The organism is Pseudooceanicola endophyticus, assembly GCF_018760365.1.
In the GTDB taxonomy this organism is placed as follows: domain Bacteria; phylum Pseudomonadota; class Alphaproteobacteria; order Rhodobacterales; family Rhodobacteraceae; genus Pseudooceanicola; species Pseudooceanicola endophyticus.
The window spans coordinates 100,492-123,257 of record NZ_JAHIAB010000003.1; the positions used below are offsets into that span (position 1 = coordinate 100,492).

Consider the following 22,766-nt stretch of genomic DNA (forward strand, 5'->3'; position numbering starts at 1 on the left):
GAAACGGGGCGAAAGACGGGTCCGGCGCTGCGGGCCGGACCCCAGTCGGGGAAACCGGTCGGGCCCAAGGGGGAGGAAGGCCCGACCGCAGCGATCACAGGATGTAGGAGATGCCCGACAGCGTGTGATCGGCATTGATCAGGCGCACGACCTTGCGGGCGATCTTCAGGCCCGCGCCTTCGCGCACCAGGGTGAACTCCACGTCGGCGACATGGGATTTCATCCGTTCGCGGCGGTATTCGGTCAGCGTCTGCATGCAGCGCAGCTCGATGGTGACGCCATCGTCCGACAGCAGCCGGAAGCGCGACAGCGCGCGCACGGTGCGTGCCAGCGGCGAGGCCGAGACGGAGTCCCCGCCCATCATCCGCTCGACCCGCTTCGCGCGCATCACCGCGTCGTCATAGGCGTAGTTCAGATGCGCCTCGAAATCGGTCACGCCGGGTTCGACGGGCACGATGTACTTGGCATCCGCGCTCCACATGCCCAGCCAGTCGTCGAATTCGCGCTGATCGAGGCGGTCGGCCTCAAGCCAGACGAAGGCCATGGCATCCAGCAGCGCGGTATCTTTCACGGGAGTCATCATGTCCATGTCTCAGGCCTCCATCAGTTTCTTCCACTGCCGGTAGGCAGCGCGCATGCCGATCTCGGAGCTGACATCGCCCTTGACGGTGCCCTCTGCGGTCGGTTCCTCGGTCTCGGTCGAGCGGTTCAGCAGCAGCCAGAGCTCCTTGCCGCCCTGGGCGCCCTGCTGGACGCGGTCCCAGACCTCGGCGTCATCGGGGCTGCCAAAGCCCATCGGGCCCTGGAAGAACTCGTGGATGCGCAGGCGTTCGCGGTTCGCGATCTCGGGGCCGCCGTCCATGGCAAGGGCGATGTGGCGCACCTCGGTCTCGGTGACGGACACCGGCTGGAGGACACGGAAGAACGCGGCAGAGCAGCCGAGGTTGGGGAACAGGTTCACGTTGAAGCCCGAACCGCCGACGGCGCGGATGATGCGGCGCACCTGCTGCTCTTCGTGACCCTCGTCGCGCAGCGCCTGGGCAAGATCGGCGAACTTGTCGGGGATCGGTGCGTCGAGGTTTTCCTCAAGGTCGACCAGCTCGGGCATCATGATCATGACCGAGTGGCCATTGCCCAGATCCTCGACCCAGCCGCCCTTGTTCATGATGTCGAACTGCTCTTCGGTCTCGACATCGGTCAGCTTCAGGAAGGGCTTGTGCACCAGCGGGAAATGGTAGGCGTCGGTGGTGTTCTCAAGCTGGATCTTCCAGTTGCCCGGGAACGAGAACTTGTGTTCGCCATTGGCCTTCACCGGGTAGCCGGCGCCCTGTTTCATGAACAGGTCGATCCATTTCTTGGCGCCCGCCAGGAAGTCCTCGAGCGGCTCGATCTCGTCGTTGAAGGTGGCGAAGACCAGGCCGTTGTAGGTCTCGGTGCGCAGGGCTTTCAGGCCCAGCTTGCCGCGTTCCAGCTTGCCGGCATAGCTTTCCTCGTAGGGCACGCCGCGCAGGCTGCCGTCGAGGCCGTAGGCCCAGCCGTGGTAGGGGCAGACGAAGGAGTTGGTCTTGCCCTTGGACACTTCGCACACGGTTGCGGCGCGGTGACGGCAGCGGTTCAGCAGGACGTGGATGTTCTTCTTGCGGTCGCGGGTGACGATCACCGGCTCAAGACCGACGCGGGCGCGCTTGTAGCTGCCGGGCGTCGCGATTTCGCTCTCGTGCGCGACCCAGACCCAGGTCTTCGTGAAGATCTTGTCCATCTCTGCTTCGAACAGACCGGGGTCCGTGTACAGAGTGGTCAGGGCCTTGTCGTCCTGGACGAGCGCGGCGAAGGGCGTGTCCAAATCTTTCATGTGGGGGTCCTCAGGTTGAAGGGGCGGGGATGACCGGCAAGGGGCCCCGGCACGATGACGCGGGGGCGTCATCGCTGGCCGGGCAGGCCGGTCGGAAGGGATCAGATCAGAACAGGAAGCGGCGGAACCATTTCCGGGTCGCCATGCGGAAGGCCCGGTCGAACAGGTAGCCCAGGATGCCGAGGGAGATGATGCCCACGAACACCCAGTCGGTGCGCCCGAAGTTGCGCGCGGTCCAGATCATCGAGCCAAGGCCGGTCTGCGCCGAGACGATCTCGGCCGAGACGACGGTCAGGAAAGAGTTGCCCATGGCGATGCGGGCGCCGGTGATCATGAAGGGCACGGCCGAGGGGAAGATGACGGTGGTCATCTCGGTCAGCTTGCTGGCCCCCATGGAACGGGCGGCCTGCAGGCGCAGCTGGTTGACGTTTTCCACCCCGGCGATGGTGTTGATCGTCACGATGAACACGGTGCAGTAGAAGATCAGCGCGATCTTGGTGATCTCGCCCGGGCCAAGCCAGATGACGGCCAGGGTCACGAAGGCGATCGGCGGGATGAAGCGGAAGAACTCGATCCAGGGATCGCAGAGCAGGCGGACGATCTGGAAGCGGCCCATGAACAGGCCGAGCGGCACGCCGATGATCACGCCCGCGGCCCAGCCGGCGGCGATGCGCCAGGCCGAGGCCCCGATCGCCACGAAGAGAGAGCCGTCGGCGATCATCTCGCCGGTGGTCTTGGCGACGCTCCAGGGCGAAGGCAGGAACAGCGGAGAGGTGTTCATCGCGCCAATGTGCCAGGCCAGCACGCCGATCACGACCGAGAGCACGCCGATCAGGACGCGTTTCATTCCCTCTCCCATTGAGAAGCCAGTCCTTGCACCACGTGTCGGGGTCTGCTGGGTGGCGTCGGTCATGTTGCCGGTTCCTCTTCTCGGTTCAGGCCCTGCTGTTCGAGGGCACGTTTGACCTCTTCGCCGATGTCGTCGCGCAGCCGGCGGAACAGCTCCAGGCATTCGGGGCTGGCGGCGTCGCGGGGGTGCGGCAGGTCGATGGGCTGGATGGTCTTGATCCCGGCACGCGGGCCGGCGGTCATCACCACGACGCGGTCGGCCAGCAGCAGGGCCTCCCAGATGTCATGGGTGACGAAGACGATGGTGCAGCCGGTCTTGCGCCAGAGCCGGTCCAGCTCTTCCTGAAGCACTTCGCGGGTCTGCGCGTCCAGCGCGCCGAAGGGTTCGTCCATCAGCACGACGGAGGGTTCGTTGATCAGCACCCGGGCGATCTGCGCGCGCTGGCGCATCCCGCCCGACAGCTCTTTCGGGAATTTGTCGGCGGCGTGGGCAAGGCCCACCATGCCGATGAAATGTTCCGCCTTCTTCGCGCGTTCGGCCTTGGCCACGCCGCGGATCTTCAGGCCGTATTCGACGTTCTCGCGGATCGTCAGCCAGGGGAACAGCACCTCGGCGGACTGGAAGACGACGCCGCGGTCGAGACCGGGCTTGGTCACCCGGTCTCCGCCAACGGAGATGCTTCCAGCGACCGGGAGGAACCCGGCGATGGCGTTCAGAAGCGTGGACTTGCCGCAGCCCGAAGGGCCCAGCAGGCAGACGAATTCGCCAGGCTTGATGTCGAGGTTGACGTTCGAGACGATCTGCGCCGTCCCGAACGAGATCCCGACATGGCCAAGCTCGATGGAAGCTCCGTTGGACATGTGGCTTATCCCTTGTAGAAGCCGCGCTGCATGTAGTCGCGGTAGGGGACCAGTGCGTCGGTCACCTTGTTGTCGACGAGGAACTGCGCGATGCTGTCAAAGCTCTTGAAGTCCGCGTCGGTGAAGTCACGCACCGTCAGGGTCATGTCCTTGGAGACGGTCAGCGTGGTGTCGACCGGGATGTGGGTCACGGCCTTGACGGCCTCGGCGGCGCGTTTGGGGTCGTTCTCCATCACCTCGGAGCCGCGGGCGACGGCGCGCAGCACGGCCTGAAGCTCATCGGGGGCGCTTTCCAGGATGGCCTGGCTGGCGTTGGCCCAGATGGTGTCGGTATAGCCCACATCGCGCGAGGTCAGGGCGATCTTGGCGCCCTGGGCGACGGCGGTGGCGGGCCAGGGTTCCCAGGCGAAGAAGGCGTCGATATCGCCGCGCATCAGCAGGGCGGGCAGTTCCGGCGGGCCCGAGGGGACCATCTTGAGGCTTTTCGCATCCAGGCCGAAATGCGCGATCGTCAGGCCCGTGCAGTAATCCGAGATGGAGCCGGGGATGACGCCGAAGGTCTTGATGTCCTTGGGGCTTTCGATGCCGGGGCGCAGCACCAGCTTGACGTAGAGGCCCGAGTAGTAGACCACCGCCAGCGGGCGGATCTCGGCGCGGTTCATGCGCACCATGGTGGTGGATTCCGATGCCGAGGCCAGATCCACCTGGCCCGCCACGAGGGCGTTCATCGCCTCGCCGCCGCCCGAGTAGGTCTGCAGGTTCACCTTGACGCCCTCATCCTTGAAGTAGCCCTCGTGCTGGGCGACGAAGAAGCCCGAGAACACCGGGTCCGAGCCGACGCCGATGCGGATCGTCGTGCCGGCCGCGCGGGAAAGCGAGGGGGCAGAGAGCACCAGGCCGGAGGCGGCGAGCCCGGCGGTGGAGGCCATGAAACCACGGCGAGAGATGTTCGTTTTTGTCATGTCGCGTCCTGTTGGAAGTGGTTGTCTTGTTGAGATTTTGGCGTCGGGCCCGGGGCGGGGGCCCGACGCGGCGGTGTCACCGGGACAGGGTGAAATGGCAGATGCCGGTCCCGGTCATGGCGTGGCAGCTGGTCTCCTCGACCCGGACGGCTTCGGCATTCAGCAGAAGCGGGCCGATGGCGGTCAGGATGCCACGGATGGCGCCGCAGACGGGCTGGTCGGACCGGCCGATGCCCATCGCGAAGGGGCTGTTGCGCACCTGGACGTCGATGCGGTCGGCAGACACCGCCCCGAACGTCCAGATGCCCCACCCGAGTTCGCCCGAGGTGTCGGCAATGGTCTTCATCATCGCGTCGGGATCGACGGCGCCGCTGTCGCGGTAGGCCTTGACGGATTTGCCGCCGAATTCCGCGACCGAGGCACAGAGCGCCTCGACCGCCTCCTGCCGCGCGGCAGGCGAAAGCCGCGCGAACATCCCCATCAGCGCATCGGGGCGCATCATCAGGTAGCGGATCGCTCCGTCGCGCATCTCTCCGGCATCCGGGGTGATGGCGAGGCGCTGGTGGAAGGTTTGCGACAGATCCATCGGCGCGGCCTCCTTACGGGTAGCCCGCCGGGGCCGGCAGACCCGAAAGCACGGCGCCGGCGTTTTCCATCGTGACGTCGTTCAGCGCCGCGTGCTGGGTGACGACCAGGCAGTCGCGCAGGATGCGCTGCATCTGGTGGCCTTCCTGGATTGCCGCCATGCCGCTGATGCGGAAGCAGTGCTGGATCGTGTCGGTGGCCGCGCGCGCGGCGTGGCTGGCCGAGAGCCGCAGCAGGTTGTTGGTTTCAGGCGAAACCTCGGCATTGTGCGCCAGCTCGTCCCAGGCCTTCTCGGCCATCTCGTAGTAATAGGCGCGGGCGGCGCGCATACGGGCCTCGCCCTCGGCCAGGCCGGTGCGGAAATAGGCGCGGTCGGCCAGGCGGGGGGCGCCGGGCATCAGCTTGGCGCCACCGGACATCTGCGTCGCCAGGTCCAGCGCGGCGCGCGCCAGGCCAAGGTTGCAGGCGGCGTGCACCTGGGCCTGGAAGGCCAGCGGCGGGTAGCGGTAGAGCGCCTCGTCGTAGATGCCCATGGCGCCGCGCTTGCAGGTCCACATGTCGGGATAGAAGCGGTCCTTGACCTGGGTGTCATGGCTGCCGGTGCCCTGCATCCCCATCACGTCCCAGGTCTCGATGATCTCGACCTCGGCGGCGGGGGCGACGGCCATCAGCACCTCGGGGGGCAGGCCCTCGGCGGCGCGCTGGACCGAGTCCGAGCCGACGATGCCGACACCGATCCAGTCCGCGCCCATGCAGCCGCTGGCGAATTTCCAGCGCCCCGAGACCTGCCAGCCGCCGTCAACGCGTTCGGCCTTCTGCAGCGGGTAGAGACCGCCGGCATAGACCTGATCCGGGCCGGTGGCATAGATCTCTGCCTGGGCCTCGTCGGGGAGGGCGGCGATGTAGGTGTTGGCGGAACCGAAGGCCGCGACCCAGGCCGCCGAGCCGTCCACTTCGCCGATCTTCTCGACCATCTTCAGGAAGTGGTGCGGTGCCATGGCATCGCCGCCGAATTTCGTCGGCGTCGCCGAGCGGAAGATGCGGGCTTTCTTCATCATGGCGACGATGTCGCGCGGTACGTGGCGTTTCTGGTGGATCTCGTCCCGGCGGCTGCGGATCTCGTCCAGCAGGGCCAGGAATTCCGGCTGCTGCGTGAGTTTCGAGAAATCGACAGCCTCTTCCACGGGGCCGGGCGGCTGGGCAAGGGCATTGAGCTGATTCATGGCGAACCTCGTGTTGGCGTTTGATCCAAGTCAAACCGAGGCAAAAAGAATAAATACAATAGATTGTCATAATTAACTGTATGCACGGTTTTCATATATGGGGCCGGGCTGTGCAGCGTCCCGGATCATGGGGTGCTCCGGGGTCGATTTAAAATTATAATAAAAACAATTGCTTGAATCCGGGCTGTCAGAGCGGCCACGGGCTGTGCCGAAGGCGGAACCTGACGCCACCGTCAATGCCGTCTCGCCACTGTGAGGTGGCGTGAGTGCAGGGGATTGCTTTTGAATTGAGCAGGCTGCGCAAGAAATGTTCAGGGAAAAATCATGTTTCACCGGAATGCGGGGGCGGGAAACGCAAAACGCCGCGCTTGCGCGCGGCGTTCGGGGGCCGACTCGCGATGCGAAATCAGTCCTTGGGCCAGGGCTTGCAGACCTGATCGACATTGGCCGCGGTCACCATCGGGTGCGGCACGTAGTGCGACTTGGCCATCTCCTTGCCGTTGAAGTAGTCGGTCAGGCTCTGGACGGCATAGGTCGCCTCGTCGACGGGGGATTGCAGGACGGTGCCGTACTGCTTGCCGGACTTGATGTTCTGGATGCCGACGGGTTCGCAACCGCCGCCGATCATCGCCATCTTCGTCGGGTCCATCCCGGCGCGCTCGGCGGCGATCAGCACGCCCTGCATCATGATGTCCTCGGCGGCATAGACGCCCTTGATCTGGTCGCCGTACTTGGTGAACAGGCCGGCCGCCGCCTGGGTGGAGGTGCCGGTGTCCCAGTTGCCCGGCTGGGAGCCCAGGATCGTCAGGTCGGGCGCCAGCTTGGCCAGGGTCTCGGTGAAGCCCTTGGTCATGGAGATCGTCTGGGCCTGCCCGATGATGCCGGTGATCAGGATCACGCCGCCCTTCTTCTCCATGCCCTTGTCGTCGAAGGCCTTGACCATCAGCTGGGCGGCCTTGGCGCCCTGTTCCTCGTAGTTGCCGCCGGAATACTGGACCCAGAGGTCGTCCATCTTCTGATCCGGCTGCACGTCGGTCAGCAGCAGCGGGATGCCGGCGCGCTTGACCTTGCGCATGGAGGGGAAGAGCGCGGTGCCGTCGATGGTCCACAGCAGGATCGCGTCGGGCTTCTTGGCGATGGCCTGGTCGATCTGGGTGGCCTGCTGGGCGGCGTCGAACTTGTTGGTGACGACCTCCAGGTCGATCCCGGCTGCGGCGGCCAGCTTGCGGATCTGGCCGTTGTAGACGGCGCAGTATTCGCAGATGTCGTCGGCGCCGAGGAAGATCACCTTCTTGCCCTCCTGCGCGCCCTCTGCCGAAGCGGCGCCGGCCAGGGCCAGCAGGCTGCCGGTCAGCAGCGTGCCAAGGGCGGTGCGAAGCGTCTGTTTCATGGAATTCCCTTTCCTGTTGGTCTCTTGATTTTGGAAGTCAGTGGGCGGCGCGGCTGCGGCGCAGCCACTGGCCCGGGGCGCCGTCGACCAGCACCGCAACCAGCAGCACCGCGCCGTTCAGCAGCATCACCACCGGAGAGCTGGCGCCGATCAGCCCCAGCCCGTTGTTGAGCACGCAGAGCACCAGCACGCCGATCGCCACGCCGAAGGGGCGCCCGACGCCCCCCGAAAGCGCGATGCCCCCGAGGATCGCCGCCGAAGCCGCCTGCAGCAGCAGGTTCGCCCCGAAGGTCGAGGAGGCACGCCCCAGCGTGATCGCCAGCAGGGCGCCGGCGAGGGCGGCGAACAGGCCGCTGGCGATGAAGGCCGATAGCACCGCCGAGGCGACATTGGCCCCCGACATGGTGGCGGCCTTGCGGTGGCTGCCGGCGGCGATGATGTCGCGGCCCAGCCGGGTGATGGCCAGCGCCACGCCGACGGCTGCGAACAGCGCGATGGTGATCACCGAGCGCGGCGAAAGGACCGAAAGCCAGCTGGCGTTGAAGGCATCGGTCAGGTCGTAGTTGGAGAAGCTGACGCCCTGGCCGCCCTCCAGCCAGACGGCGAAGCCCGACAGCAGGATCATCACGCCCAGCGTGGTCACGAGAGAGGACACCTGAAGCCGCAGCGTCAGCAGCCCGTTCAGGGCGCCGACCCCGGCGCCGAAGGCGAGCGCGGCGGCCAGGCCCACGAAGGCATTGCTTTCGCCCAGCTTCAGCATGATCAGCCCGGAAACCGCGACCATGGCGCCGCCGGAAAGGTCGAATTCCCCCACCAGCATGGTCAGCGCCAGGCCCAGGGCGACCAGCCCCAGCAGGCTGAAGCTTTCACCCAGCGAATAAAGGTTGCCCGGCGCCAGGAAGTAGCTGTTGGCGAGGGTAAAGATCAGCCCCATGGCGATCAGCAGCAGCCAGCGCAGCAGCATCAGGGGATTGTCGGCAAACTGTCGGAACATGGCGGGGGTCCTTTCTCAGCGCTTCTTGCGCGACAGCAGCGCGCCGGCGGTGACCGCCACGAGAACCGCCAGCCCCTTGATCATGAGCTGCACCTCGTAGGCGAAGTTGTTGACGAGCAGGATGTTGGTCAGCACGGCCAGGAACAGCGTGCCGGCGGCGACGTCGATGATGCGCCCCCGTCCGCCCGAGATGGCGACCCCACCCACCAGCATTGCGGCGATGGCGCTGAAATCCAGATCGGCGCCGACGCGCATGTTGCCGGTGCCCGACTGCGCGGCGATCAGCGCGCCGGCCATGGCGGCACCGGCACCGGCCAGCACGTAGGACAGCACGACGACGCGGCGGGTGCGCAGGCCGGCCAGCTCGGCGGCGGCGGGGTTGGTGCCGCGCAGGCGCAGCTCCCAGCCGGTGCGCGACCGTTGCAGAAGCAGTTCTGCCACCACGACGACCACGAGGAAGATCACCGCCTGCCAGGGAATGCCCGGCAGGATCGCGCCATTGCCAAGCCAGCTAGGTCCGCCGGTGGCCAGCACGGTGCGGCCGCCGGAAAACGCCGTCGCCAGACCGGCGATCAGGGAAGAGGCGGCGATGGTGGTGATGATCGCGTTGCAGCGCAGCAGGCCGACCACGATGCCCTGGATCAGCCCGAAGACCACGCCCAGGGCCAGGCTGCCCAGTAGCGCCCCGATCACGCCCAGACCCGAAAGCTGGATGTAGATGATCGAGGCGAAGGCGGCGGTGCTGCCCAGCGACAGTGCGAAGAGGTTGCCGCTGATGGTGACCGAGGCCAGCCCCACGGCGGCGATCCCCACCGTCGAGGCGGCATAGAGGATCGAGGCGATGTTGGAGGCGGTGGCGTAATTGTCCACCGTCAGGCAGGCCAGCAGGAACATCGCGACCGTGGCGATCTGGATCACCGTGGCCTGCACCCGGGCCGGTGCGAACAGGCCCGAGAGCGGACCGGGCAGGGGGGCGGAACGGGATTGCGTGCTCATGCCGCCACCTCGTCCGGTCCGTGCAGGATGTCGTGCAGGATGCTGTCGGCATCGACCTCGGCGCGGGCCGCGTCGCGCACCATGGCGCCCCGGTAGAAGGTGATCACCCGGTCGGAGGCTTCCAGAACCTCCTCCAGGTCGGTCGAATAGAAGAGCAGGGTCATCGCGTCACGCTCTGCTAGGGCCCGGAGGCGGGCGTAGATTTCGCTGCGCGCGCCGATGTCGACGCCGCGCGTGGGTTCGTTGAGCAGCAGAAGCCGCGGCCCAAGCGCCACCGCCTTGCCCAGCGACACCTTCTGCTGGTTGCCCCCCGACAGGGTCGAGACCTCGTGCGGCAGGCGGGCGGGGTCGATGGCAAAGCTTTGCGCCAGCTCGGTCGCAAGCGCGGTCACGGCAGAGGGCAGCACCCGTCCGGCCCGCGACACCCGGCCCAGCACCTGGCTGACCAGGTTGGTGCCGATCGGCGCATCCAGGAAGACGCCGCGCGCGGCGCGATCCTCCGAGACATAGGCGATCCCGGCGGCATAGGCCTCGGGTATGCTGCGGGGGGTGGCCTCGGTGCCGTCCAGCGACAGGGTGCCACGGGTGCCGGGCTTCAGCCCCGCAAGGCTTTCCAGCAGCATGTCCGCGCCCGAACCCAGCTGACCGACCAGCGCCACGATCTCTCCGGGCTGGACGCTCAGGTCGGGGGCGGCGAAGCGGCCGGGCAGCGACCAGTCCTTCAGAGCCAGCCGGGGCGCGACGCCCACGCGGGCGTGACTGGGGGCGATCTCTCCGGTCTTGACCTCGTGGCCGATCATCGCGCGCACCAGCGCGTCGCTGGTCAGATCGGCGGTGTCGGCGGTCAGGATGTGGCGGCCGCTGCGCAGCACCGTCACCCGGTCGGTCAGGGCGAAGATCTCGTTCAGGCGGTGCGAGATGATGACGATGGTGGTCGCATTCTCGCTTTTGAGGCGGCGCAGCACCGCGAAGACCTTCTCGATCTCTCCGTCCGAGAGGGTGGCGGTGGGTTCGTCCAGCAGCAGCACCCGGGCGCCCCGGGCGATGCCGCGGGCGATCTCGACCAGCTGGCGTTCGGCCAGGGTCAGCTTTTCGGCCAGCAGGTCCAGGGGCACATGCTGCAGCCCCACCGCGTCCAGGGTCTGGCGCACATGGGCGCGGAACGGGCCGCGCCGGTAGAGGGCGCGCACGTCGCGCGCGCCCATCATCACATTGTCGATCACCGAGAGATGCGGAATGATCGACAGCTCCTGGTGCACGATGGACAGCAGCGCCGGATCGACGGGCCTGCCCAGCGGCACGATCTGCCCGGCGATGCCCAGCTCTCCGTCATCGGGGGTGACGAAGCCGCCGAGGATCTTGACCAGCGTGCTCTTGCCGGCGCCGTTCTCTCCGCACAGACCGTGGATCTCTCCTTCGGCCAGGTCGATGTCCATGCCGCGCAGGGCCTGCACGCCGCCATAGCTCTTCTTCAGGCCGCGTGCGCTGAGGAGGGGCGCGCGTGTGGTCATTGCGCTGTGCCCACCAGCGGCAGGGCCGAGAGGCTGCGCGACAGCGAGATCAGCTTCCACGGCAGGTATTCGGCGATCGCCAGGCCCACGACATCGGTTTCGCCGGCGACGGCGCCCAGGATCTCGATGACCTGCGACAGCTCAAGCTTGCCGGTGGCGACACCCTCGAAGGCATCGGCGGGCACGTCGGGGCGGTTGAACAGCAGATCGTCGCGCAGCGCCGGGTCCAGCACGTCGACGTCGAAATGCACCGCGACATGGCGCGCGCCGCTGGCCTTCAGCCACTCCAGCACCGGGGCGGGGCCGCCGGCCAGCGCTTCGGGGCCGATGACGGTCATGTCGCGGTCCTTCAGATAGGCCGATTCCTGTGCCATCAGGTCATTGACGCCGACATAGAGAACCCGCGCGGGATCGACCGGCTTTTTCACGGCGGCGGTGAAATCGGCATCGCCGTCGCCCATCAGCATGGCCAGCACATGGGCATGGGCGTGGCTGAACTGCGACTTGTTCATGATGTCGGGATGGGCATCGACCCAGATCACCGCCAGATCGTCGTAGCGTTCGTTCAGGTAGGCGATGGGCGCAAGATCCACCAGGCAATCGCCGCCGACGGTCAGGATCGCTGCCGGATCATGGCTGCGGATCGCGGCTTCGGCCGCCTGCAGCTGGGTCAGCAGCGCGGCGCGGGACTTGATGCCGTCGACGGGCGCACGCTCGCCGTCCAGCGGCACTTCGATCACTTCGCGCGGACCTGCGGTCTGGGGCAGCATGGCATCGAGGATCAGCGCGCCGGTGCGGTAGGCGGGCTCGTCTCCGCCCTGCCACTGCGGCATGACGAGGCGCAGGGTGTCTTGCGGCAGAATGGGCATGGGGGTCTCCAATCGTCTGTACTTGCGATGGAGACAGGATGCGTCTTCGGGGCCGGGGGGTCTCTGCCTGCGCGGCCAGAAAGTCGGACTGGACCGCCATCCGGGCGGCCCGCAGGGTCGAAAAGCTGGCCGTGCAGTCCGAGTGCGCGCCCGGGTTCTGCCCTAGTCTGGCGAAAACAACACCAGCAAGGAGACCCTGATGTACACGGTCGCATTTATCATGAAACGCAAGCCCGGCATGACGCTGGAGGCTTTCCTGGACTACTATCGCGACCGCCACGGTCCCCGCATGGTCGAGCTGATCAAGGATCGCGGCCTGATCGCCTATGAGCATTTCCCCTTCGACGCCGCCCAGACCGAAGGCCGCTACCTGGCCTCCGAAGGCCCGGCGTATGATGCGGTTTCCGTCTACAGCTTCGAGACCGAGGCCCAGGCCGAGGAATGCTGGGCACTGCCCGAGGTGATCGAGGACAGCGCCGCCTTCATCGATTTCGACACCATGGTGACGCTGCCCACGGCGCGGCGCACGGTGTTCATGTTCGGCTGAACCGACGGGGGCATCCGGGCCCGTGATCCGGAAGCGGGGCGCCTTCGAGGCGCCGCAGGGGCGTGCACCGGCGCGCCCCTTTCTGCATTTCACATTCCGTATTTGATATTCAATTAGAGTGGCATTTCTCGCTCAATCCCCGATGAATTGGAATAAAATTCCCTCAACTTTAAGAAATGAATATCACGGGAGTGTTATTGCAATTCGATTTTCGTGAAAGGTTTCTTCGAATTTGAGCGGATTGTCGCAGGCCCGCCTGCGTCATATTGCAGCAGGGCGCCACGCTTCCACTGGGGCAACGCGGAATTTGATTTCTCATCTTGGTCCCCGTGCGCGTTCCGCATATCAAATAGGGAGTACCATGATGTCCGACATACCCAACCGGCCCTCCGGCACAGGCGCGCACATCCCAGCCGGCGTCCCGGACCGCCCCGCGGCGGCCCGCGGCGGTTTCCGGCGCCGCGATTTCCTGCTGACCTCGGCCATGACGGGCCTGGCGGTCAGCCTGGGTGCCACCCCCGGCCTCGCGGCCACCGCCGGGGCAGATGCAGAGGGGTTCGGAACGATCAGCGCCTTCGTTACCGGACAGGCCACGCTGAACCCGGCGCTTGTGCAGCGCGCCTTCACCCAGCTTGTCGCGCTGGACGGCGGCTTTGCCGACAAGCTCTCGGCGCTGCAGACCGCCATCAAGGACAGCGGCGCAGACAGCATCGACGCCTTCCTGGCCACCGCTCCGGCGCAGGATCTGCGCGATACCATGACCACGATCACCGCCGTGTGGTACCTGGGCTATACCGGCACGCCGGATCCGTCGCAGGAAAAGGATGACGCGAAATTCGTCACCTACCGCGACGCGCTGATGTGGGGCCCCACCAGCGACGCGACGCCGATCCCCACCTATTCGCAGCACAACCAGAACTACTGGGCCAAGCCCCCGGCAAGCATCGCCAAGGACTGAGGCGCCCCGCGCCCGTTTCGCCCAAGCCCAATTCCCGAACCGGATTACCCATCACATGGCAAACCAATATGATGCCGATGTCATCGTCATCGGCTCCGGCACCGTCGGCAGCAACGCTGCCTACGAGCTGGCCAAGCAAGGCAAGTCCGTCATTATCCTCGAGGCCGGTGTCCGCATCCCTCGCTGGAAACTGATCGAAAGCTTCCGCAACTCTCCGCGCCGCCAGGACTACAACGGTCCCTATCCGGACCAGCCCTGGGCGCATACCTCCTCCTCCCACGAATATGTCGAGAATGTCGGCGGCTTCCCGATGGTCGCGAACTTCCTCAAGCTGGTGGGCGGTTCCACCTGGCACTGGGGCGGCGCGACCTGGCGCTTCATTCCCGACGACTTCAAGATGAAGTCCACCTATGGCGTCGGCCGCGACTGGCCGATCTCCTATGACGATCTGGAACCCTGGTACGTCAAGGCGGAATGGGAAATCGGCGTCGCCGGCAACATGAACGAGGACCAGTCGGGCGCGCGCCCGGGCCAGACCTGGCCGCCCCGGTCCAAGGACTTTCCGATGCCGGCGCAGAAGAACAGCTACATGCTGGACACCTTCAAGAACGCCATCGCCCCCATGGGCTATGATGTCGTGGCCGAACCCTCGGCGATGATGAGCGGCAGCTACCGTGGCCGTCCGGGCTGTGTCGGCAACAACAACTGCGCCCCGGTCTGCCCGATCGGCGCCAACTACTCGGGCGTGTTCCACGCCGACCTCGCGGTCGAGGCAGGCTGCAAGCTGATCACCGACGCCACCGTCGACAAGATCATCAAGGGCGCGGACGGCAAGATCGAAGCCGTGCACTACAAGTCCTCCGACGGCTCCGAGGCGACGCTGTCGGCCAAGACCTTCGTGCTGGCGGCCCATGGCTACGAAAGCCCCAAGCTGCTGATCATGTCCGATGTCGGCAACAAGAACGACATGGTCGGGCGCAACCTGATGCCGCACCTCGGCCTCGGCGTCGATTTCTTCTCCGAGGACGCCGTCTGGCCGGGCCGTGGCCCGATCCAGCAGGGCGCCATCTTCACCTACCGCGATGGCGAGAGCCGCTCGCGCCACTCCGGCATGAAGCACGCGGTGAACAACTTCGTCCCGAACGAGAACATCACCAAGCGCCTGCTGAAGAAGGGCGTTCTGGGCTCGCAGCTGGATGACCGGATCCGTCACGACAGCGCCCGCTACATGAGCCTTTACACCATGTTCGAGACGCTGCCCGATCCCGCCAACCGGGTGCAGCCGGGCGACAAGACCGATGCCCTTGGCAATCCCAACATCCGCCTGACCTACAACGTGGACGACTATGCCCGTGGCGCCATCGATCCCTGCATCGGCGACTACCAGAAGTTCGTGCAGGCGATGAACGGCGAGACGCTGAACATGTCGCGCGACCTTGCGAACCACGACCACATCATGGGCACCACGATCATGGGCGCCAGTGCCGAGGATTCGGTGGTCGACAAGGATTGCCGCAGCTGGGAGCACGAAAACCTCTTCATCGTGGGCACCGGCAACCTGCCGTCCTCGTCTGTGGTGAACCCGACGCTGACCGCCGTCGCCCTGGCGATCCGCGCCGCCGACACCATCGCGAAGGAGGTGTGATCATGGCATTTTCCGCGAAATCGGGCCTTGCGGCCCTGGCGCTGGCTGGTCTGGCGGCCACGTCGGCGCTTGCCGATGACAGCGATCTGGTCAAGCGCGGCGAATACCTGACCACGGCGGCCGACTGCGCCGCCTGCCACACCGCCCCGACGGGCGGCAAGGCCTTCGCCGGGGGCTATGCGATCTCCTCTCCGATGGGAGAGATCATCGCCACCAACATCACCCCCTCCAAGGATTACGGCATCGGCAACTGGAGCGAGGCGCAATTCGCCAAGGCGGTCCGTCAGGGCGTGGCGCCGGGCGGCGTGCACCTGTATCCGGCGATGCCCTATCCCTCCTATGCCAAGCTCACGGATGACGACATCGCGGCGATCTACGCCTACCTGATGAAATCCGTGGCCCCGGTGGATGAGGCGCCGGCGAAGAAGACCCAGCTGGGCTTCCCGTTCAACATCCGCGCGATGATGATCGGCTGGAACATGATGTTCACCCCGGGCACCGGCTGGACCCCGCCCAAGGGCCTGACCGATGAGCAGGAGCGCGGCGCCTATCTGGTGCAGGCGCTGGAACACTGCAGCACCTGCCACACGCCGCGCGGCTTCCTGATGAACACCCAGAACGCCAGCTTCCTGGGCGGGGCGTCGCTGGGCAGCTGGCGGGCGCCCAACATCACCCCCGACAAGGCCACCGGCATCGGCACCTGGTCCGAGGATGACATCGTCTCCTACCTGCGCGACGGCCATGCCACCGGCAAGGCCTCGGCCGCCGGGCCCATGGCCGAGGCGATCGACCATTCGATGCGTCACCTGAGCGAGGCCGACCTAAAGGCGATGGCCGCCTATCTGAAGGTGGTGCCCGCGATCTCGACGCCCGAGGATGCGCCGACCCGCGCCGCCGCCGACGCGCTGACCAAGGTGGCCCTGACCAGCTACGAGACCACCAGCTGGACCGGCCAGCCGGATTCGCTCGCCAAGCATGACACCACCGATGCGGCGACGCTCTACAACGGTGGCTGCGCGGCCTGCCACGGTGTTGACGGCAAGGGGGCCAAGGACGGGCACTTCCCGGATCTGACCACGGCGTCTTCGGTGACCTCGAAGGATCCGTCGAACCTGGTGATGACCATCACCGACGGCATCAGCCGCCACGATGGCACCGGCTATACCGCCATGCCTGCCTTCCGCAACGATCTGGACAATGACCAGATCGCGGCGCTGACGACCTATGTCTCTTCCACCTTTGGTGGCTCGGACGTGAAGGTCGACGGGGCGAAGGTGGCGCAGATCCGCGCCGGTGGTCCGGCCCCCTGGCTTGCCACCAACGCCGGCTGGCTGACCTGGGTCGCCATCGTCGTGGCCGTTGTCGTGGTGCTGCTGATCATCGCGCTGATCGTCGGTCTGACCCGCCGCCGCGCCTGACCGGCGCTGCCACCGCTTGAAACGAAACGGCCCGGAGCATCCTCCGGGCCGTTTTCCCTTGGGGCGTCAGGCGCCGTCGCGGGGGGCAGAGGGGATGATCACCACCTCGCCGTTCTGCACGTTGCGCTGCGCCACCAGATGATCGGTGAAATGGCGCACCTCGCCGACCTGTCCCTTCAGGATCGACACCTCGAGGCAGGTGTGGTGATCCAGATGGACATGCAGAGAGGAGACCGCCAGGTCGTGATGGTCGTGATGCGCCGAGGTCAGCCGCTGCGAGACCTCGCGCGAATGGTGATCGTAGGTATAGATCAGCGCCGCGATGCAGGGGGTTTCGGGGGCGGCCTCGACCCGGGCGCGGGCCAGCCCGGCGCGGGTCATGTCGCGGATCGCCTCGGAGCGGTTGGCATAGCCGCGCTCGCGCATCAGCGCATCCAGCTCTGCCATCAGCTCATCGTCAAGCGTCACTGTCACCCGCTGCATTCCGGCACCTCCCGTCGGTCTGTTGCCCCCCGTCATCCCACGTTTCGCGCCCGGTCTTCAACCTCTCGCGGGGGCGGGAAGGGCGGCAGAATGGCGGTGCGCAGCCGTACCGAGGCCGGATGCATCAGCGTTTCCAGCCGCCCCGATGCGGCTTCCTCGACAATGCGGCCCTCGTCCATTACCAGCACCCGGTCGGCAAAACGGCGCACCAGCCGCAGGTCGTGGGTGACAAAGAGGAAGGCCATGCCGGTCTCGCGCCGCAGCCGTCTCAGCAGCGCCAGCGCGCTGGCCTGAAGATGGATGTCGAGGTTCGAGACCGCCTCGTCCAGGATCACCAGCCGGGGTCGGGGCGCCAGGGCACGGGCAATGCAGACCCGCTGCAACTGGCCGCCGCTCAGCTGGGAAGGACGCATCGCGGCCATTTCGGGGGGCAGCTCGACCTGCTCCAGCAGCTCGGCCACCCGGGCGCGGCGCCCGGTGCGATCCAGCGGCGTCAGGTGGCGCAGCGGCTCGGCGATGATCCGGCCCACGGTGAAGCGCGGATTGGTGGCGGAAGGGGAATCCTGGAACACCATCTGCACGGCGGCCCGCATCCGGGCGCGTGCGGTGCGATCCAGATCCGGCAGGGCGGTGCCCTCGAACAACACCTCTCCGGTGCTTGGCGCCTCAAGCCCGCTCAGCAGCCGGGCGAGGGTGCTTTTGCCGCAGCCCGAACGGCCCAGCAACGCCAGCGTCTCGCCCTCGGCGATCGACAGGCTGGCATCTGAAAGCGCGCTGCGGGCGCGCGCCGGGCCCAGCAGGGCGCGGCTGTGGTAGGTCTTCGACAGGGCGCGGGCGGCAAGCAGGCTCATCGGGCGGGCTCCGGATCATAGAGCGAAAGATGCGCGTCGATCAGCATCCGGCTGACCGGGTGGCGGGGGGCGTGGAACAGATCGCCCACCGGCGCCTGTTCGACGATCCGGCCCCGATCCAGCACCGCGACCTCATCCGCCAGCCGGGCGACGACGCCCATGTCATGGGTGATCAGCAGCATCCCCAGCCCGTGCCGGGCCTGCGCGTCGGCCAGCAGGTCAAGGATGCGTGCCTGCACCACCAGATCGAGGTCGGTGGTGGGTTCATCGGCGAAAAGGTAGGGCGCCTCGCTCAGCAGTGCGAGGGCGATCATCACCCGTTGCAACATGCCGCCGCTCATCTCGAAGGGGTAAAGCGGCAGGATCTGTTCGGGCGTCTCGATGCCGACGCCGCTCAGGGTGTCGTGGACGCGGCGGGCGTCCCAGTCCCGCCCGAGCGCGCGCAGCGTTTCCTGCACATGGTCCCGCATGGAGCGCAGCGGGTTGAAGGCGCTGCGCGGGTTCTGCAGGACCGAGGCGACGATGCGCCCGCGCAGGGCCTTCGGGGCGGCGGGGCGGCCATCCAGCCGGATCTCTCCGCCGCTCAGGCGCAGGCCGGGCGAGAGCACCCCGAGCGCGGCGGAAACCGCGGTCGATTTGCCCGACCCGCTTGCCCCCACCAGCGCCAGCACCCGCCCCGGCACGAGGGTCAGCGAGAGATCGTCGAGGACCCTGCGCGGGGCCGGGCCGGTTGTTGTGACGCTGAGCGCTTGCAGCGCAAGTCCGGGGGCGGTCAATGGCCATGTCCTTCGACAAGATGGGGATCGAGGCGGTCGCGCAGCGCATCGCCCAGCACGTTGAAGGCCATGACCGACAGGAACAGCGTCAGCCCGGGCCAGAAGATCAGCATCGGGGCGGTCCACACGAAGCTGCGCGCGTCCGCGATCATGACACCCCATTCCGGGGTCGGCGCCTGCACGCCCAAGCCCAGGAAGGACAGGCCCGAGACATGCAGCATCATGTGCCCGATATCGAGCGTCGCCAGCACCACCAGCTGCGAAAACGTCGCCGGCAGAAGATGTTCCAGGAAGATGCGCAGGCGGCTGGCGCCGGCCAGTTGCGCGGCCAGCAGGAAATCGCGATGGCGCATCGACAGCACGATGCCCCGGGTGATGCGCGCGTACCAGGCCCAGTGCGACAGGGCGATGGCGATGATCACATTGACCAGCCCGGTGCCCAGCATGCCGATCATGAACAGCGCCAGGATCAGCGTCGGGAAGGTCATGAAGACATCGGCCACCCGCATGATCACCTGATCTGTGCGCCCGCCCGCATAGCCCGCAAGCCCGCCGATCCCCAGGCCAAGTCCCAGGATCAGCGCCATGGTCACCGCGACGCAGCCCAGCGACACCCGGGTCCCGACGACGAGGCGCGACAGGATATCCCGGCCCAGATGGTCGGTGCCCAGCCAGTGCGCCGCATCGGGCGCCTGAAGCCGGTGCGGCAGGTCGATGGCATTCGGATCCCAGGGCACCAGCGCCGGGCCGGCCAGCGCCGCCAGCACCAGGACCGCGATCATCAGCCCCGACAGCGCCAGCAGCGGGCGGCGCGCGACGGGGGCAAGGGATGGCGAAAGGCTCATGCCGGTTCCTCCGGGGTTTGGCGGATGCGCGGATCGGCCAGCGCATAGAGGATGTCGACGATCAGGTTGCAGAGCACGAAGATCACCACCATCATCAGCGTGAAGGCCTGGATCACCGGATAGTCGCGGTTCAGGATCGCCGAGACCGCGTAGCGCCCGACGCCGGGCCAGCCGAAGATGCTCTCGATCACCAGAACGCCGCCCAGCATTTCGCCGATATGCATCCCCGTGGCGGTGATCACCGGCAGCCAGGCGTTGCGCAGCACATGGCGGCGCTCGACCCGGCGGGGCGGCAGGCCGCGCAGCAGGGCGTAGCGGACATGGCGCTGGCCGGCGACTTCCAGCATCGAGGCGCGCAGCAGCCGGGCGTTGATCGCCAGCGACATGAACGCGACCGAGATCACCGGCAGGATCAGGCTGGCCGGTCCCGCGCGGCCCATCGGCGGCAGCCAGCCCAGGTGGACGGAAAAGACCACCACCAGCAGGAAGCCCAGCCAGAAGTTCGGCACCGAAACACCCAGGAAGGCCACCAGCCGCGCGATCTGGTCGGGCCAGCGGTCGCGGTGGCGCGCGGCCCAGATCCCCATCGGCACGGACACCGCCAGCGTGAAGGCCAGCGCCAGCGCCGCCAGTTCAAGCGTCGCGGGCAGGAAATGCAGCAGGTCGGGCAGCACCGGGCGCTGCAGCGCGTAGGAGATGCCGAAATCGCCCTGCAGCCCGCGCCCCAGCCAGTGCAGGTACTGGGTCAGGATCGGCTGGTCGAGGCCCAGCATGGTGCGGGCCTCTGCCAGCGCCTGCGGTGTCGGCGGCACTTTCGACAGCCGCAGGTAGTCCATTGCCGGATCGCTCGGACCCAGCCGCAGCATCAGGAAGATGACCAGCGAGGCGCCCAGCAGCATCGGCACCAGAAGGATCAGGCGGCGCAGGATGTAGGCGCGCATCTCAGCCGGCCTCCGGGGTCAGGCGCTCGAAGGGGATCTCGCTCGACATGGCGCCGAAGACCAGCGGGCCGACCTCGGGGCGGGCGACGGCCATGGCGGTGGCATAGGTCAGCGGCAGGTAGACGGCGGCCTCGTGGAAGCGGGTCAGCAGGTCACGGTACAGCGCCTGGCGCTGCTCCGGGTCGGTCGAGGTCAGCACGGTTTCGATCTTCGCGTCGATCTCGGCCTTGTCGGGCAGGCCCAGCTGCGCCTGGTAATCCGCATGGGAGGGCAGCCGCATGGAGCTGAGGAAGGCATGGGGATCATAGGGCGCGCCCCAGGTGCGGTTGAAGATCATGTCGAAACGACCGTCGCGCTGGCGGGCGTAGATGCTGCTTTCCTCCTCGCCGGTCAGGCGCACGCCAATGCCGACCTGCGCCAGCTGGGCCTGAAGGATCTCGGCCTTGGCCTTGGCGACGGCATCGGTGCCCACAAAGCACAGCTCCAGCAGCAGATCCTGCCCGGCCTTGCGGCGCGGCGCCCCGGGGGCGGTTTCCTCCCAGCCGTCGTCCTGCAGCAGGGCGCGGGCGCGGTCGGGATCATGGCCGTAGGGCTTCAGCCCGATATCGGCATAGGGGACGTTCGGCGCGAACAGCGTGTCGGCGCGCTGCTCGGTGCCGTGCAGCACCGTCTCGATCATCATGTCCTTGTCGACGGCATGGTTGATCGCCCGGCGCACCGAGAGGTCCCGCGTCGCGCCCCGGTTGGTGTTCAGCGCCAGGTCGCTGGTCTCCATCGGCGCAGAAAGCCCGGTGGTGAACTGCCCCGAGCGCGCCAGTTCCGCGAAGGTATCGGGCGAAAGCGGCCCGTCCAGCCCGTAGACCATGTCCACCTGATCGGTGCGCAGCGCGATGGCGCGGGTGTTGGGATCGGGCATGACCTTGACGGTGATGCCGTCGTAAGCCGGGGCCGGGCCCCAGTAATGCGGGTTGCGGGTGAAGATGTCATGCTCGCCCAGCGAAGTTTCGGCCAGCACCCAGGGGCCGGTGCCGATCGGGGCGGTGATGCCGTCCTTCGTGCCGCCGTCGCGGAACTGCGAGGGGGCGACGAAGCGGAAGGGGCGCGGCAGTGCCAGCTCCTGCAAGGCGGGATAATACGGGTCCTTCAGGCGCAGACGCAGGGTGAAGGGGGCCAGCACCTCGGCCTTGGTGATCTGGTTCGCCAGCTCCAGCCAGGCATGGCGGGCGCGGTTCGCCAGCACCGCGTCGACATTCGCCTTGGCGGCGGCGGCATCGAAGGCTTCACCGTTCGAAAAACGCACGTCCTCGCGCAGGGTGAAGGTATAGTCGCGCCCGTCCTGCGAAACCTCCCAGGCGCTGGCCAGCGCCGGGGCGACGGTGCCGTCGGGCTGGTAGCGCACCAACGCGTCATAGACCATTCCTTGCGCGAACATCTGGTTGGGCGCGTAAAGATGCGGGTTCAGCGGCCCGACGTTCTGCGCCCAGGCAAAGCGCAGCACGCCCGGCGATGGGCTGCGCGCGCGGACCGGAAGAGGCAGGGACAGCAGTACGCCGGCCAGCGGCAGGCCCAGGACGGAACGGCGGGAATACATCGGAGATCCTGTATGATAAAATTAGAAAAACGTCATACTGGGTCTGCGTAGCGCTTCGCCCCCGGGGGCGCAAGCGGCTTTGCCCCTCCCGTCGCGGCGGGGCGGATCTGTCGCGGGGGGCTGCGCGGGCGTCTCAGCCGGTTTTGCGGCGCACGTACAGCTCCAGCCGGTGATGCACGATCTCGTAGCCGAGGGCCTCGGCGATCTCGGCCTGGAGGCGTTCGATCCGGTCGTCGCGGAATTCCATGACCAAGCCGGTGTCGATGTCGATCAGGTGGTCGTGATGGGCGGCCTCGGCATGTTCGAAACGCGCCGGCGTGCCCTCGAACTGGTGGCGCTGGATGACGCCCTGGGCCTCCAGCGCGGTCAGGGTGCGATAGACCGTCGAAAGCGACAGCCCCGGCACCAGCGCCTCGGCGCGGCGTTGCAGCTCGGCCGCCTCGGGGTGGTCCTCTGCCTCGGCCAGGACACGCAGCAGGGCGGCGCGCTGGCGGGTGATGCGGACCCCGGCGCGGCGCAGCGCCTCGGTCAGTTTGCGGGTGCGGGGATCGTCGATGCTCATGCCCGGTTTCTGGGCCGGGCATTCCCATCTGTCAAGCCAGTTGCGAATGGATCGCAT

General features: G+C 67.1%; 23 protein-coding genes. 4 read left to right on the plus strand and 19 right to left on the minus strand.

Translation table 11 applies throughout. The features are described from left to right. Positions 1–94: 94 nt before the first annotated feature. From KM176_RS06810 to KM176_RS06865, 12 genes are all read right to left on the minus strand, one after another. On the minus strand, positions 95–589 hold the full coding sequence (locus tag KM176_RS06810) for an aromatic-ring-hydroxylating dioxygenase subunit beta (RefSeq protein WP_202397748.1): 495 nt from the start codon (positions 587–589) through the stop codon (positions 95–97). Between the two features lie 3 nt (positions 590–592). Continuing rightward, positions 593–1,852 carry an aromatic ring-hydroxylating oxygenase subunit alpha gene (locus tag KM176_RS06815; protein WP_160892719.1) on the minus strand — a complete coding sequence of 420 codons (1,260 nt, stop codon included), beginning with the start codon at positions 1,850–1,852 and terminating at the stop codon, positions 593–595. Positions 1,853–1,958: 106 nt separating this feature from the next. Beyond that, positions 1,959–2,699: an ABC transporter permease gene (locus KM176_RS06820; RefSeq protein ID WP_202397749.1), complete on the minus strand. Its 741-nt coding sequence runs from the start codon at positions 2,697–2,699 to the stop codon at positions 1,959–1,961. Between the two features lie 62 nt (positions 2,700–2,761). Next, positions 2,762–3,562: an ABC transporter ATP-binding protein gene (locus KM176_RS06825; RefSeq protein ID WP_160892723.1), complete on the minus strand. Its 801-nt coding sequence runs from the start codon at positions 3,560–3,562 to the stop codon at positions 2,762–2,764. Positions 3,563–3,567: 5 nt separating this feature from the next. After that, positions 3,568–4,524 (minus strand): ABC transporter substrate-binding protein, encoded by a 957-nt coding sequence (locus KM176_RS06830; RefSeq protein ID WP_160892725.1) that lies wholly within the window; start codon positions 4,522–4,524, stop codon positions 3,568–3,570. A gap of 76 nt (positions 4,525–4,600) precedes the next feature. Next, complete coding sequence (locus tag KM176_RS06835; RefSeq protein ID WP_160892727.1) at positions 4,601–5,110, minus strand: V4R domain-containing protein; 510 nt, start codon at positions 5,108–5,110, stop codon at positions 4,601–4,603. Between the two features lie 13 nt (positions 5,111–5,123). After that, the gene (locus tag KM176_RS06840) at positions 5,124–6,332 is read right to left on the minus strand and encodes an acyl-CoA dehydrogenase family protein (protein ID WP_160892729.1); all 1,209 of its coding nucleotides are present in this window, start codon (positions 6,330–6,332) and stop codon (positions 5,124–5,126) included. 406 nt (positions 6,333–6,738) lie between these two features. Beyond that, entirely contained in the window at positions 6,739–7,722 is a 984-nt protein-coding gene (locus KM176_RS06845) for a sugar ABC transporter substrate-binding protein (protein WP_160892731.1), read from the minus strand. Positions 7,723–7,759: 37 nt separating this feature from the next. Then, positions 7,760–8,716 carry an ABC transporter permease gene (locus KM176_RS06850; RefSeq protein ID WP_202397750.1) on the minus strand — a complete coding sequence of 319 codons (957 nt, stop codon included), beginning with the start codon at positions 8,714–8,716 and terminating at the stop codon, positions 7,760–7,762. 15 nt (positions 8,717–8,731) lie between these two features. Continuing rightward, the gene (locus KM176_RS06855) at positions 8,732–9,712 is read right to left on the minus strand and encodes an ABC transporter permease (RefSeq protein WP_160892733.1); all 981 of its coding nucleotides are present in this window, start codon (positions 9,710–9,712) and stop codon (positions 8,732–8,734) included. Further along, positions 9,709–11,223 carry a sugar ABC transporter ATP-binding protein gene (locus KM176_RS06860; protein WP_160892735.1) on the minus strand — a complete coding sequence of 505 codons (1,515 nt, stop codon included), beginning with the start codon at positions 11,221–11,223 and terminating at the stop codon, positions 9,709–9,711. The genes KM176_RS06855 and KM176_RS06860 overlap by 4 nt, the downstream gene beginning before the upstream one ends. Then, a complete protein-coding gene (locus KM176_RS06865; RefSeq protein ID WP_160892737.1) occupies positions 11,220–12,092 on the minus strand; it encodes an arginase family protein in 873 nt (290 codons plus the stop codon). Before KM176_RS06865 ends, KM176_RS06860 begins: the two co-directional genes overlap by 4 nt. 199 nt (positions 12,093–12,291) lie before the next feature. On the opposite strand from KM176_RS06865, the gene KM176_RS06870 reads away from it, so the two are divergent. The 4 genes from KM176_RS06870 to KM176_RS06885 all read left to right on the plus strand — a co-directional run bounded on the left by KM176_RS06870 (position 12,292) and on the right by KM176_RS06885 (position 16,660). After that, positions 12,292–12,639, plus strand: coding sequence for an EthD domain-containing protein (locus KM176_RS06870; RefSeq protein WP_160892739.1), 348 nt, complete (start codon positions 12,292–12,294; stop codon positions 12,637–12,639). 364 nt (positions 12,640–13,003) lie between these two features. After that, positions 13,004–13,597 carry a sugar dehydrogenase complex small subunit gene (locus KM176_RS06875; RefSeq protein WP_160892741.1) on the plus strand — a complete coding sequence of 198 codons (594 nt, stop codon included), beginning with the start codon at positions 13,004–13,006 and terminating at the stop codon, positions 13,595–13,597. A 55-nt stretch (positions 13,598–13,652) separates the two neighbouring features. Continuing rightward, positions 13,653–15,242: a GMC family oxidoreductase gene (locus KM176_RS06880; RefSeq protein ID WP_160892743.1), complete on the plus strand. Its 1,590-nt coding sequence runs from the start codon at positions 13,653–13,655 to the stop codon at positions 15,240–15,242. A gap of 2 nt (positions 15,243–15,244) precedes the next feature. Beyond that, positions 15,245–16,660 (plus strand): cytochrome c, encoded by a 1,416-nt coding sequence (locus KM176_RS06885; RefSeq protein WP_160892745.1) that lies wholly within the window; start codon positions 15,245–15,247, stop codon positions 16,658–16,660. Positions 16,661–16,726: 66 nt separating this feature from the next. On the opposite strand, the gene nikR is transcribed toward KM176_RS06885, so the two are convergent. From nikR to KM176_RS06920, 7 genes are all read right to left on the minus strand, one after another. Beyond that, positions 16,727–17,143, minus strand: a complete 417-nt coding sequence (gene nikR, locus KM176_RS06890; RefSeq protein ID WP_160892747.1) for a nickel-responsive transcriptional regulator NikR — start codon at positions 17,141–17,143, stop codon at positions 16,727–16,729. A 32-nt stretch (positions 17,144–17,175) separates the two neighbouring features. Beyond that, positions 17,176–17,994 carry a nickel import ATP-binding protein NikE gene (gene nikE / locus KM176_RS06895; protein ID WP_160892749.1) on the minus strand — a complete coding sequence of 273 codons (819 nt, stop codon included), beginning with the start codon at positions 17,992–17,994 and terminating at the stop codon, positions 17,176–17,178. Further along, entirely contained in the window at positions 17,991–18,770 is a 780-nt protein-coding gene (locus KM176_RS06900) for an ATP-binding cassette domain-containing protein (protein WP_160892751.1), read from the minus strand. Before KM176_RS06900 ends, nikE begins: the two co-directional genes overlap by 4 nt. Next, entirely contained in the window at positions 18,767–19,615 is an 849-nt protein-coding gene (gene nikC / locus KM176_RS06905) for a nickel ABC transporter permease subunit NikC (protein ID WP_160892753.1), read from the minus strand. Before nikC ends, KM176_RS06900 begins: the two co-directional genes overlap by 4 nt. Further along, entirely contained in the window at positions 19,612–20,556 is a 945-nt protein-coding gene (gene nikB / locus KM176_RS06910) for a nickel ABC transporter permease subunit NikB (RefSeq protein ID WP_160892755.1), read from the minus strand. Before nikB ends, nikC begins: the two co-directional genes overlap by 4 nt. Position 20,557: 1 nt before the next feature. Continuing rightward, complete coding sequence (gene nikA, locus KM176_RS06915) at positions 20,558–22,147, minus strand: nickel ABC transporter substrate-binding protein (protein ID WP_160892757.1); 1,590 nt, start codon at positions 22,145–22,147, stop codon at positions 20,558–20,560. Positions 22,148–22,280: 133 nt separating this feature from the next. Further along, positions 22,281–22,709 carry a Fur family transcriptional regulator gene (locus KM176_RS06920; protein ID WP_160892759.1) on the minus strand — a complete coding sequence of 143 codons (429 nt, stop codon included), beginning with the start codon at positions 22,707–22,709 and terminating at the stop codon, positions 22,281–22,283. Positions 22,710–22,766: the final 57 nt, after the last annotated feature.